Annotated in this window: 14 protein-coding genes; 7 read left to right on the top strand and 7 right to left on the bottom strand. The window is 43.8% G+C overall.

Translation table 11 applies throughout. The annotated features are described in order from the left end of the window. The first annotated feature begins 30 nt into the window (after positions 1-30). Both IEW05_RS12895 and IEW05_RS12890 read left to right on the top strand, forming a co-directional pair. The gene (locus tag IEW05_RS12895; protein WP_188540856.1) at positions 31-762 is read left to right on the top strand and encodes a ThuA domain-containing protein; all 732 of its coding nucleotides are present in this window, start codon (positions 31-33) and stop codon (positions 760-762) included. 22 nt (positions 763-784) lie between these two features. Further along, entirely contained in the window at positions 785-1,888 is a 1,104-nt protein-coding gene (locus IEW05_RS12890; RefSeq protein WP_188539318.1) for a Gfo/Idh/MocA family protein, read from the top strand. 103 nt (positions 1,889-1,991) lie between these two features. On the opposite strand, the gene IEW05_RS12885 is transcribed toward IEW05_RS12890, so the two are convergent. Continuing rightward, positions 1,992-2,474: a YhjD family protein gene (locus IEW05_RS12885; RefSeq protein ID WP_188539316.1), complete on the bottom strand. Its 483-nt coding sequence runs from the start codon at positions 2,472-2,474 to the stop codon at positions 1,992-1,994. After that, positions 2,471-3,724: a DNA polymerase IV gene (locus tag IEW05_RS12880; protein ID WP_188539314.1), complete on the bottom strand. Its 1,254-nt coding sequence runs from the start codon at positions 3,722-3,724 to the stop codon at positions 2,471-2,473. The genes IEW05_RS12885 and IEW05_RS12880 overlap by 4 nt, the downstream gene beginning before the upstream one ends. A gap of 242 nt (positions 3,725-3,966) precedes the next feature. Here IEW05_RS12880 and IEW05_RS12875 point away from each other — a divergent pair, with 242 nt between their 5' ends. Continuing rightward, positions 3,967-4,464 (top strand): Crp/Fnr family transcriptional regulator, encoded by a 498-nt coding sequence (locus IEW05_RS12875; protein WP_188539312.1) that lies wholly within the window; start codon positions 3,967-3,969, stop codon positions 4,462-4,464. A 95-nt stretch (positions 4,465-4,559) separates the two neighbouring features. On the opposite strand, the gene hmpA is transcribed toward IEW05_RS12875, so the two are convergent. Next, on the bottom strand, positions 4,560-5,777 hold the full coding sequence (gene hmpA, locus IEW05_RS12870; protein ID WP_188539310.1) for an NO-inducible flavohemoprotein: 1,218 nt from the start codon (positions 5,775-5,777) through the stop codon (positions 4,560-4,562). Positions 5,778-6,222: 445 nt separating this feature from the next. Between hmpA and IEW05_RS12865 the strand changes: the two genes are divergently transcribed. Then, a complete protein-coding gene (locus IEW05_RS12865) occupies positions 6,223-6,885 on the top strand; it encodes a YitT family protein (protein ID WP_188539308.1) in 663 nt (220 codons plus the stop codon). A 45-nt stretch (positions 6,886-6,930) separates the two neighbouring features. Here IEW05_RS12865 and IEW05_RS12860 read toward each other — a convergent pair whose 3' ends face one another. The 3 genes from IEW05_RS12860 to IEW05_RS12850 form a co-directional block, all read right to left on the bottom strand. After that, positions 6,931-7,104, bottom strand: coding sequence for a DUF2188 domain-containing protein (locus IEW05_RS12860; protein ID WP_188539306.1), 174 nt, complete (start codon positions 7,102-7,104; stop codon positions 6,931-6,933). A 46-nt stretch (positions 7,105-7,150) separates the two neighbouring features. Further along, positions 7,151-8,122, bottom strand: a complete 972-nt coding sequence (gene msrB, locus IEW05_RS12855) for a peptide-methionine (R)-S-oxide reductase MsrB (RefSeq protein WP_188539304.1) — start codon at positions 8,120-8,122, stop codon at positions 7,151-7,153. Between the two features lie 64 nt (positions 8,123-8,186). Continuing rightward, positions 8,187-8,792, bottom strand: a complete 606-nt coding sequence (locus IEW05_RS12850) for a TVP38/TMEM64 family protein (RefSeq protein WP_188539302.1) — start codon at positions 8,790-8,792, stop codon at positions 8,187-8,189. A gap of 338 nt (positions 8,793-9,130) precedes the next feature. Between IEW05_RS12850 and IEW05_RS12845 the strand changes: the two genes are divergently transcribed. After that, complete coding sequence (locus IEW05_RS12845; RefSeq protein ID WP_188539300.1) at positions 9,131-9,820, top strand: TerC family protein; 690 nt, start codon at positions 9,131-9,133, stop codon at positions 9,818-9,820. Positions 9,821-9,888: 68 nt separating this feature from the next. Here IEW05_RS12845 and IEW05_RS12840 read toward each other — a convergent pair whose 3' ends face one another. Continuing rightward, on the bottom strand, positions 9,889-10,707 hold the full coding sequence (locus tag IEW05_RS12840) for an AraC family transcriptional regulator (protein WP_188539298.1): 819 nt from the start codon (positions 10,705-10,707) through the stop codon (positions 9,889-9,891). 129 nt (positions 10,708-10,836) lie between these two features. Here IEW05_RS12840 and IEW05_RS12835 point away from each other — a divergent pair, with 129 nt between their 5' ends. After that, positions 10,837-11,607, top strand: coding sequence for a sugar phosphate isomerase/epimerase family protein (locus IEW05_RS12835; protein WP_188539295.1), 771 nt, complete (start codon positions 10,837-10,839; stop codon positions 11,605-11,607). Then, positions 11,600-12,682 carry a Gfo/Idh/MocA family protein gene (locus IEW05_RS12830; protein ID WP_188539293.1) on the top strand — a complete coding sequence of 361 codons (1,083 nt, stop codon included), beginning with the start codon at positions 11,600-11,602 and terminating at the stop codon, positions 12,680-12,682. The genes IEW05_RS12835 and IEW05_RS12830 overlap by 8 nt, the downstream gene beginning before the upstream one ends. The last annotated feature ends 60 nt before the right edge of the window (positions 12,683-12,742 follow it).

Below are 12,742 nucleotides of genomic sequence, written 5' to 3'. Positions count from 1 at the left end.
TGTAATAGACCACTGGGAGGAACGCAAATGATGAGAAAAGCATTGATCGTCTGGGGCGGCTGGGATGGACATGAGCCGGAGCAGGTTGCAGGCATTTTCGCAGCCATTTTACGACAGGAGCAGTTTGAAGTAGAAGTATCGAATACACTGGAAGCCTTTGCGGATGCAAAGAAGCTCATGGGATTAGATCTTATTGTCCCGGTATGGACGATGGGAGAAATCTCCCAGGAATTAGTTGATAACGTATCGGCAGCCGTGCAGAATGGAACAGGACTAGCGGGTTGCCATGGTGGAATGTGCGATTCATTCCGCAATAACGTAGACTGGCAGTTTATGACAGGAGGGCAATGGGTAGCTCATCCTGGTAACGATGGCGTTACATATACTGTAGAAATCAGACAGAGCACAAGTCCACTAGTTGAGGGGATAGAGGATTTCAGCGTTACCTCGGAGCAATATTACCTGCATGTCGATCCCGCTGTAGAGGTGCTGGCAACAACCCGTTTTCCTGTAGTGGATGGACCTCACGCGCTGAACAAAGCAGTGGATATGCCCGTAGTTTGGAGTAAACGTTGGGGGATAGGGCGTGTATATTATAACTCTCTAGGCCATCATGCGGACATCGTTGAAATGCCCCAAGTACAAGAGCTGATGCGAAGAGGATTATTGTGGGCAGCGGACGGTAAACGAATTGCCTTGTCTGCAGAACAAGAAGTCCCTACACTTCGAAATAGCTATAGCGGCATGGGAGATAGTCAATAAAACCTCTTGGGAGAGATCATTCATGAATAAAGTAAAGGTCGGCATTATCGGGTGCGGAAAAATTAGCGGTATTTATATGGAAAATTGTCAAAAGTTCGAGATACTGGACCTTGTTGCTTGCGCTGATATGGATCTGAAGAGAGCTCAGGAGCAGGCGGATAAATATAATATTCCTCACGTCTATACTACCGAGGAATTGCTTAATGATCCTGCGATTGAATTGGTTATTAATTTAACGATTCCGGCAGCACATGCAGAGGTCAGCTTGAAGGCGCTTGAGGCTGGAAAACATGTATACGTAGAAAAACCACTGGCTGTTACAACAGAGGATGGTCGCAAAATGCTGGAGAGCGCAGACTCCAAAGGACTATTGGTCGGAAGTGCACCGGAAACTTTCTTTGGAGCGGGAATCCAAACGGCGCTTCAACTGATAGAAGACGGAAAGATTGGCCGTCCTGTAGCAGCAACCTCATTTATGATGTCTCGGGGGCATGAGCATTGGCATCCAGATCCTGAATTTTACTACGCTGCCGGAGGGGGGCCGATGTTTGATATGGGGCCCTATTACTTAACAGCGCTAGTGCAACTACTGGGTCCGATTCGTACGATATCGGGAATGACTAGTAAGGCACTTCAGGAGCGGACCATCACAAGTGAGAAGAAAGCAGGACAAAAGATTCCGGTAGACATCCCGACTCATGTCGCGGGAACAATACAATTCCAGGATGGAGCTATTGCCACATTGATTACCAGTTTTGATATTTTTGGAGGTAGCGATCTTCCTCCTATCGAAATATACGGTACCGAAGGGACGATACAAGTACCTGATCCGAACACGTTTGGTGGCCCGGTCAAGATCCGCCGGAAAGGTGAAAGCGAATGGACGGAGCAACCTCTGCTACCAGGATACGATGAGAATACACGTGGTATTGGACCAGCGGATATGGCGTATGCGATTGTTACGGGAAGGCAGCATCGTGCCAGCGGCCAGCTTGCTTATCATGTGCTTGAGGCGATGTGGGCTTTCCATGATTCGTCTGATTCCCGTAGCCATTACGAGATGAAGAGTACGTGCAGCCGTCCTCTAGCGTTGCCATTGGGACTTGCGCCATATACCTTAGATTAAAGTTTAAATGATTAAATAAGCTTTTGCTGAGCTCTGGTCTATCGGCTAGAGTTCTTTTTTGTCGTTAGTTATAGGATGCTTCCTTATCTTATTTTATCTTATTTTATTTTTTTTCTTTGGAATATTCTTTGAGCTGCGCGGTTAACCCAGAGATATACTTTGTCAATTGTACGCTTATCTCTGCTCGCATAATATCACGAGTCATACCAAACTGTTCCTCATATCCCCGGCAATAATAACGATGATAGATAACCATCTCGGATTGCTCTTCCGTCAAAAGTTTGATATTCCGCCGTTTAAGCTCACGTCGTAGTCTGTATAAATCGTTTACGATCTGATCTAGGATCTTTTGGCCAGCCATCAGATACAAGCGCTTTAGAATATTAGTTGAGTATTCAATGTCAGCCAGGCTCTTCTGAACCATCTTTTCCATGTACGGTAGTAAAATATAGTCACGGATCATCGTCCGTTCTTCGGTAGTAATGATCTTATTCTCATGAGACTGTTGTCGTTGTTCATATCCCTCAACATGCTCTGTCAATAACATTTTAGATTTCCATCGTTCGTTATCGTCAAGCTTACTCATTTATAATGCCCTCCAATTTGTTCGGCTCTTTCTCGTGCCACACCGGCTTCCATTAGAGAAGAGGCGCGCACAATAGCATCGCTTCCGTATCGATTTTTGATTCCATCGATCGTTCGTTCTTTACGATAAGCCAGCGATCGATCTTCAAAAAGGGTAAGTTGGATCGTGCTATCGTCCGTCAGTTGAGACAAGGAAATACTTAGGTTGCTGAGAGGTAATCCACTCCAGTGTTCTATGAATAGCTTATGTGCAGCAGCAGCAACTTCATGGGTTAGGGAAGTCGGTTGTGGTAGTGTTGTTTGTCGACTAAACCAAGTGGAGCGTTTACCATCCGTTTCCGCAGCGGAGACGGAAACAACTGAGCCCATATAATGATGCCGCCTGGTGCGTCGGCAGACCTCTATGACTAGCTCGAGTAAGACGATTTCAATGTCTTTGAGCTGGGTATATAGACTCCAGCGAAGCGCTTTGCCATGACTGACTGATTTTAATTGATGGCGTATTCCAGATACAACGGGACTTGGATCGATACCCCTTGCAACCTGCCAGTAATATTCCGCCTGGATATCGCTTTGTTTGCCCATTTCACGCCGCATTCGTTGCTTAAATTCAGCAAGTTCCATACATGCAATATCACCGATACAGGATAGACCCATTCGGGTAAAATGACGGGTCATCGCGGATGCTACCATGAACATATGATGCACGGGAAGCTTCCATAGGGTGGATTCTAATTTATCAAATGAGAGTTCAAATATTCCTTCCGGCATCTTTTTGGCATAATTATCGGTCGCCATTTTGGCGAGAACTTTCGTGGGCCCGATGCCAACCCTCGTCCAGACACCCGTTGATAGAAGCACATGGTTTTGAATCGTTTTGGCTAGTTCATGAGGAGATCCGAAATAGGTGGACGAGCCCGTAACATCCAAGAATTGCTCGTCGATACTGTAAGGCTCCACAAGATCTGTATAGGATTCGAAGATTTGCGTGATGAATAGCGAGATTTGAATATAGGTCCGCATTCTGGGACGGATGACAATCAATTCTGGACATTTAGCTAATGCCTCTCCGACTCGTGACGCCGTAGTTACACCGTAAGATTTAGCGATAGGACATGCCGCCAGTACAATACCGTTTAACCTTGCAGGGTCTCCGACGGCAACGGGCTTATCGCGATATTCGGGATGAGCCGCTTTTTCCACGGATGCGTAAAAGGACTGTCCGTCAATTAGAAAAATTTGTCTCGTCATGGGTTAACCCTCCGTTAAAAATGATCGTGATCATGGAACAGGGTATATTCAAGCATAAACTTTGACTCCATGACTCTTCATTTTATGAAAAATGCGAAAGTATGTTCGTATTTTATTATATACCAGATTCAGTTTAATAATACAAAGGGTAAATAATCCAGAGGTTATTTTTGAGTGTGAAGCTTGTCTTAGTTTTTTGGTATAATAAGCCTTAATAGCGATTGTCGGAATGGAGAGATAGAATGATTTTACATAAGGGAGAGATTTTATTTCATCAGGGGGATGACGGGGAGTTCTTATATCATATCAAGAGTGGGCTATTTAAAGTGACGCGTCTACATGAAAATGGGAACATGGTTTTATTCAATATTTTATACCCTGGGGAAACAGTCCCACATCATTCTCTAATTTCACCTAAGGAGACCCATGGCACGGCAATAGCACTTATACGCAGTGAAGTAGAGACGATTCCTGCCCAGGAATGGTACCGAGAGTTGCAGGAGGATCCTAAGAAACCGCTTGAAGTAGCTAAGTTGTTACAGGAAAAGGTAAGGTTCATGCAGGAACGACTGGATCATCTCACCGTGGGTACACCTGCCGAGCGGCTCAAGCTGCTGGAGAAATGGTTGACAAACCATGCGGAGGGTATCCCTCTGACTGAATATTTAACGCAGGAAGAGATAGGCCAGCTGATTGGTGTTAGGCGGGAGACGGTTAATCGATTACTGCGTGGACATTAGATCATAAATTTCGCTATGTAAAATATTAAAAAGGCAACGATCTCTTATAGAGATCGTTGCCTTTTGGCGTAGGAGGATGAAAACTATCGATGTGCTTATTCTGATGCTGTGTTCTCTAGGGTATCCGCCGGACCAAAAAATTCGAAATGAATACGTTCTTCGGGTACACCCCATTCTCGAAGTGCCTGGTTGATCGCTCGCATGAACGGTACAGGCCCGCAGAAGTAGAAATCCGCTTGGGGATCAACGATGGTTTGTAACCATGGAAGGTCAATATATCCGCTTTTATCACAGCTTTCATCCATTTCAGGTGATTCATAGACGAGGTAGGACTGAAGATTTGAATACTGGTTAGTGAGTTCAATGATATGTTCCTTCATCGCATGCTGGCTTCCATTACGTGCAGCATGGATATAGGTGACTTTCCGCTCCGGAGTATTCTGTACAATCGTTTCTAACATACTGACCATTGGAGTGAGTCCGACACCGCCACTTAGCAAGACAACTGGAGTTTGTTTCGACTGGTCTAAAGTAAAATCTCCAGCTGGTGCAGTGAGCTCTAGAATATCTCCTTCTCCGATTTCATTATGCAGATAAGAGGACACGATACCCGCAGGTTGGTTCAAGATGGCATCTTCTCTCTTAACGGAAATCCGATAATAAGCATGGCCAGGAGCAGTAGACAGACTGTAATGACGAAGATGGGTGAACTCCTGATTCTCGGGTTTGACGCGAATTGTAATATATTGTCCTGGCTGATAGGAAGCAATTTCGTTACCGTCTTCTGGTTTCAAATAGAAGGAGGTAATAACCTCGCTTTCCTTCACCTTACGATCAACTACGAAACGACGAAAACCGTCCCATCCGCCTTTTTGCTGTGCGGCTTCATTATACATTTGCGCTTCAACGCTAATGAACACATCGGCGATGATACCGTAAGCTTGACCCCATGCTTCCAAGATATCGTCCGTCGCAGCATCACCAAGTACGGTCTTGATCGCAGCTAGCAGGTTTTCTCCTACGATGGGGTAATGCTCTGGCCGAATACCTAGAGCCCGATGCTTTTGAGCGATCCCTTTGACAACAGGGAGAATTTCCTCAAGACGATCAATGTGTACAGCGGCAGCATAGACAGCATTGGCTAACGCTGTAGGTTGTTTACCTTGACGTTGGTTAGCATGATTAAATATGTTGAGGAGTTCGGGATGATTTTTAAACATAGCTTGATAGAATGTTGTTGTAATGGTTTGTCCATGAATTTCAAGTACCGGGACGGTGGATTTAATAATTTCAATCATTTTTGAGTCGAGCATGTAAGAACCTTCTTCCTAAAGAGTTAATCAAATACCTCATCAGTATAGGCAGCAGAAAAAAACGGGAATGTGATTTTGGTCACATAAATATTTTCTAAAATATGAACTCTGAAAATCGTGCAATGAAATTTATCACAAATCAAGGATGTAAATAAAAAGTTTATTTTCATACTGTTTAGTCATTAACGAGTCTGTGTTATAATAATTATAAATAAATAAACATGAAAGGATCAGGATACCATGAGTTCCCGAAGGACGAATCCCCAAAGGACGATTTGGAAACGTTGTGATCTCTCTTATACTTAGCTTCTTTCGTGGCGTGTCGGTTTATGGCCAACAACCCTACGAAAGAAGAGTGTGACAATGCGAAGGATAGAGTCCTCAAGGACCTTCTTCGTAGGGAGTTGCCGTAAGGTCAACAAAACTACGATTAGAGGGATTCCGGATGAGGAAAGCGCACAAATGGCAAATTGAAGGTTCACAGTTATTAATGATGTTGCTTGGGTCTTTTTTATTAGCTTTTACTTATTATCATATTAATTTTCAAAATGGGCTGTCGGAAGGCGGTTTTGTGGGGCTTGCGCTCCTAGGTAAATACTTATTTGATTTGCCACCTGCGTTATCGATGATTGCATTAGATATTCCCATTTTTATTCTAGCTCTGTTTCTGAAAGGACGAAAATTCATTGTAAGCAGCTTGTTCGCTTCGATGATGTTCTCTGCGTTCTACGAGTTATGCGAGAGGTTCTCGCCACTTACTTTTAATTTGCATCACAATTTGCCGCTAGCAGCTTTGTTGTCTGGCGTGTTTATTGGAATTGGTGCGGGTATGGTGCTGAGAGCTGGAGGAGCGACGGGCGGGGATGATATTTTATCTCTGATCGTAAGTTCGTGGTCTGGTATCAAGATCGGAACTGTATTTATTCTGATGGATGCAGTAGTACTAACGATATCATTGTTCTTCTTACCATTTGCAGAAACAATGTTTACGATTATGGCAGTATTGATTTCAGGGAAAGTAATCACATGGATCGTGAATTACGGGAAGAGAGATCTGGCACCGCTTCGCATTCCATATGGCATGAAAAAGAAAACGGCTCGAGCTTAAAGCTCAGGCCGTTTTTTTGCGTTTTGTGACTGGGGGAGTTACCGATCATTCATCCTGTGGATGGTTCTGATCCCATTCCTCGGCTTTGGCCGTAGCAATTGCACGACCTTCTTCATAATCTTCTTCCAGTAGGGCATTGGCGATTTCAATCGCCTTATTCCGAACGCGAGCATCAAGGTTTTTCATGGATGGTGGGTATTCCTGTTTATTCCAAGGCATGTTTTGTCCTCCTTATAAGGGAATATACCTTGTTATTACCCATTTCTTAAACGTTCGTCCCGAATAACGGAAGGTACTCTCCGTATCCTTCTTTCTCCAGATCTTCTGTAGGTATAAAGCGTAACGCTGCAGAATTGATACAATAACGAAGTCCGTTAGGTCCCGGTCCATCATTAAACACATGACCAAGGTGGGAGTCACCTTCTTTGCTACGGACCTCAGTTCGGATCATGAAATGACTCGAATCGACCTTCTCTTTGATATTGTACTCGCGAAGTGGGCGTGTGAAGCTGGGCCATCCACAACCTGCATCATATTTATCACGGGAACTGAACAATGGTTCACCCGATACGATATCAACATAGATACCCTCACCTTCGTGGTCCCAATATTCGCCGGTGAAAGGCCGTTCCGTACCACTATTCTGCGTGACTTCGTATTGAATTGGCGTTAGTCGTTGCTTAAGTTCTTCCTTATTTACTGGACCAGACCAATGATGTTCAATGAAATCTTCTCGGCCGGACCCTTTGCGGTACCGCTTATAGTGGCCTGGGTTCTTCCTATGGTAATTCTGATGATAATCTTCTGCCGGATAGAACCGGGAAGCGGGTAAAATCGGTGTAACTATAGGTTTGTCGAATCGGCCGCTCTGTGCAAGTTGCTGCTTGGAGTCCTCCGCTTCTCTTTGTTGCTGCTCGTTATGATAAAAAATAGCTGTCTGGTACGACTGGCCCCGATCGTGAAATTGTCCTCCTGCATCCGTCGGATCAATCTGTTGCCAGAATAACTCAAGTAATTTCCGATAAGGGAAAATACTTGGATCAAACGTGATCTGTACGGCTTCGTAGTGACCGGTGTCACTGGAGCAAACTTCTTCATAAGTCGGATTGTCCGTATGCCCACCCGTGTAACCCGAGACTATACTATGAATGCCGGGTAGTTCTTCAAATGGTGATACCATGCACCAGAAACAACCGCCAGCAAAAGTAGCTAATTCTCTATCTGTAGCTTGATTCATATCTATCCCTCCGTTTCATGAATTATTATATCAATTTTGAGATAAAAACCAAAAATTACTTGCTTTAGTCTCTTTTGAGACGTCGATATGCCCAAAATACGACCAAGAGAAATACGCAGTACACTCCGAAAACACTCAGTGCCGTCATAGGGGCAGTTAGAATAGAATTACCCAGATAAGCATATAAGAAAATACTGGGGAGTTTTCCTATGATGGAGGCTAGCAAAAAGGTTATGAACGGAATACCAGCAACCCCAGCATAAATATTAACTGCGGTCTGGGGTAACACGGGAATGAGGCGACATACGATAATAGCTGCAAAGGGTCGATGATTGATAAACTGGGTTACCAGGTCTAATGTCTTAAGTGATGAGATCCATTTTAGTGCAGGCTCGCGGAATCCATATGCAGAACCCCAATATATGAATGCTCCGGCTACTGTAGAGCCAATCAATGTGATTACACCACCGGTCCATGTACCAGCTACAAAACCCACAGCAGCGATTACAATTTTATAAGGAATAACAGGAAACATAGCCAATAATATGGAGAGAGCAAATAAGCTCCAAATGGAAGGATGACCTGTAGTTAAGGTAGCTAAATCTTCCCTAAATGTAAAAGCTAAAACGAATAATGCGACATATGTAGCAAAAGTTAGCCATTTCTTCATAAATACCTCCTGTTAACTCCTGCTATCATATCAAAAACAGGACTCTGCATCTAATAGAGCGGGAAAAAATCTAGCGCAAAGGAAAAGTACGTGCTATAATGTGGACAATTAAACATGCATGGTTCCCAAAGGGGAGTAGCTTATAACAGTAAAGTCGTCATTACGGGAGAAATCCCCGGCTTTATTGACAACAATTGATGTTGTTAGCGAGACCTTTGCCCGGCGTTAGTACTTGGGTAAAGGTCTCTTTTGATGCGATTTTGCGTCGTGCCCAAGTAACTGGCACGGCGCATTTTTTTTTTGAATTGGGCATCATAAACAACAAAGGGGGAAAGCAAATGGATTTCATGTCAGTAGAGTTTTGGACAGCATTGCTGTCTATTGTACTGATTGACCTTGTGCTAGCTGGCGACAATGCGATTGTCATTGGACTTGCAGCAAGGAATGTACAAAAAGCTGATCAGAAAAAAGTTATTTTGTGGGGAACGGTCGGTGCTATAGTAGTACGGGTTATTATGACGGTACTCGTGGTTCAATTACTTAACATTCCAGGTCTTCGCCTTGCCGGGGGGCTTGCGCTTATGTGGATTGCATATAAGCTACTCGTGGATGAGAAGAATCATGATATTAAAGCAGGTAATCAAATGTGGGCCGCTATCCGGACTATTATTATCGCAGATACGATGATGGGATTGGATAACGTACTTGCCGTAGCAGGAGCGGCGCATGGCGACTTTTTGTTAGTAGTGATTGGGCTGGCAATTTCTGTACCGATTATGGTGTGGGGTAGCACCATGATTTTGAAGCTCACAGAACGCTTTCCGATTGTCATTACAATTGGTGCGGCAGTGCTAGCTTGGACAGCAGCGAAGATGCTTGTAGAAGAACCACTCGTACATGATTGGTTCGCAAATGGATTTATAAAATATGGTTTTGAATTGCTTGTTATTGTGGTAATTGTAGGAATAGGAACTTATGTTAAGAAAAACCGGAAGCAACCTAGTATAATGAATCATCCACATAGCTAAAAGAGCACTCATACACAAAAAAGCCGCTTGATGATTTCTGTCAAGCGGCTTTTATATGTCCACAATACCTACTCATTCTGCTGAGCATCAAGGCGAAATTGTTTTGGAGACATACCATAACGCTTGCGAAAAACTCTATGGAAATAATTATAATTCGGAAAGCCAGAGCTCTCTGCGACATGCTCTAGAGACAAGGGACTGAAAAGAATACGCTCACGGGCCATAGTAAGCCTAACCTCTAATGTGTATTGGATAATGCTTGTGGCAAACGCTTCCTTGAACAGATGAACAGCACGAGACACACTGATTCCAACATGAGCAGCGACATCCTCAAGTTTAAATGTAGATGAAGCATTTTCTTCGATATAATTCTTGATACGGTGGGCAAGATAGGTTCGATAGGCTGGTAGCGGCTGCTGCAGTAGATTTCGATCGATATCCATACATAATATTTTTAAATAATACTCCGCAATTTCTGGGCAAGGATTTGAAATTCTTCGTTGCTCAGTCATAATCTGTCGACAAGCGCCGATAATCCCTTCGGAGAGCGGAACTTTAATTTTGTTCGGACGTTGATGTTGCTTCCACCAGTTCTCAACCCATTCCCCTTCCAAGAAAATATGGTAATCACTGCTTGAGACATAGGCTTCTCCTAGTTGGTTCTGCTCTGATTCTATTCTAAGCTCGTAAGGCTCGTTAGGTGCGAAAAGAACCAAATCCCCGGGCTCTATAAGCTCTAAGCGTCCATTCAAACGGATACGACATTTACCTGAAGTCTGCAGACGAATTAAATAATGATCTAATCCATCCATTCGAATCATGAGGTAAGGTTTGCGATGCATCGAGTATCCTGCTGTTAATATTGCTATGTTTTGTTTCTCATTCATGACCGTCCTCCATTGTTTTATCAAAAATAATGATCAGATTGTTCATGTTTCAATCATATTATTCATTTTACATTGATGCAAATTGAAATACCATGAGAGAGTGAAATTAAACATTAAGAGGTGATTCATTTGGCACAAGTAGGATTACAGCTCTATACGGTTCGTGAAGCTATGGAAAATGATTTTGAAGGAACACTGCGCAAGGTGGCTGAACTTGGCTATCAGGGCGTTGAATTTGCAGGATTCTACGGTCGCTCAGCTGAACAGGTAACTTCAATTCTAAATGAGACAGGCCTGATCGTTCTAGGTGCTCATACACCATATACAAATCTGTGTGATCAACTAGAAGAAGAAATTGCTTTTAATTTAGCCATTGGTAACCGCTTTCTTATTTGTCCGTATTTGACTGAAGAAGATCGTAATCGGTGGAACGAAGTGATTGAGGATTTGAAAGTAATCGGTAAACGTTGCTCAGAAGCAGGTCTCGTCCTTTGCTATCACAATCATGAGTTTGAATTAACGCAGTTGCTTGGGGATAAGACCGTTCTGGATACTATATATGATGAAGTTCCATCATCTCTGCTTCAAGTAGAGTTAGATTCGTGCTGGGTATCGTATGCTGGTTACGACCCTTTACAGTACATTGCAAAATATAGTGATCGGCTACCGATCCTGCATCTCAAAGACATGGTTACCAAGGAAGATGGATCTCCGGAGACTGTGGAACTTGGTAAAGGTGAGATTGCGATTAAAGCAATTGCAGACGCTGCAGTGGCAGCAGGAGTTGAGTGGTTGGTTGTAGAACAAGACTATTGTGCGCAAGACCCACTTGAAAGTATTAAGGTTAGTATGGACTGGATCAAAGGTTACGCTAAACAAGGAGGAAATTTAAATGTCTAAAAAGTTAAAAGTTGCGATTATCGGATGCGGAGGTATTGCTAATGGCAAGCACTTGCCAAGTCTTTCAGTTCAACCTCAGGTGGAATTGGTCGCCTTTTGTGATATCGTTGTAGATCGTGCAGAACAAGCAGCAGCTAAGTACGGCGCAGAGGGTGCCAAAGTATACGAAGATTTCCGGAAAATGCTTCAAGAATGTGAGCTTGATGTGGTTCACGTTTGTACACCAAACGATTCGCATGCTGAAATTTCCGTGGCAGCTTTGGAATCAGGTAGACACGTGATGTGTGAGAAGCCGATGGCAAAGACGACAGCACAAGCACGCGAAATGCTGGAAGCGGCGAAACGTACCGGTAAGAAGCTGAGCATTGCTTATCAGAATCGTTTCCGTAGTGACAGTCTGTATTTGAAGGAACTATGTGAGAACGGGGAGCTAGGAGATATTTATCTCGGTAAAGCGTTGGCGGTTAGACGTCGTGCGGTGCCAACCTGGGGTGTGTTCTTAGATGAAGAGAAACAAGGCGGCGGACCATTAATCGATATCGGTACGCACGCACTCGATTTGACATTATGGTTGATGGACAACTACGAACCAAAGAGTGTAACAGGATCCGTATTCCATAAGCTAGGCGGCCGTGCAAATGCAGCTAATGCTTTTGGCCCTTGGGATCCAGAACAATTTAAGGTTGAAGATTCAGCGTTTGGGTTCATTACGATGAAGAACGGCGCTACGATTATGTTGGAAGCAAGCTGGGCGTTGAACGTGGTCGAAACGGGTGAAGCCAAGACATTGCTGTGCGGTACTGAAGGCGGTGCAGATATGACTGATGGTCTTCGTATCAATGGGGAGAAGCTTAGCCGATTGTATGAGACGAAGGTAGAGCTTGGAGCAGGCGGCGTAGCTTTCTTTGATGGACAAGAGGAGACAGATGCTACTCGGGAAGCAAAAGCTTGGGTAGAAGCTATACTTGAGGATAAAGAGCCATTGGTAAAACCCGAACAAGCACTCGTTGTAACGCAAATTTTAGAGGCTATCTACGAGTCAGCTAAGACAGGGAAAGCGGTCTATTTTGATTAATTAATAAGTAGAAGTAATGCTAAACAAAACTAAGCATATGCTTACGAAGCAAGTTTTGTC

This window comes from Paenibacillus segetis (genome assembly GCF_014639155.1).
In the GTDB taxonomy this organism is placed as follows: domain Bacteria; phylum Bacillota; class Bacilli; order Paenibacillales; family Paenibacillaceae; genus Fontibacillus; species Fontibacillus segetis.
Note: the sequence above shows the minus strand (reverse complement) of the source record. Positions and strands in the feature narration are given on the sequence as shown.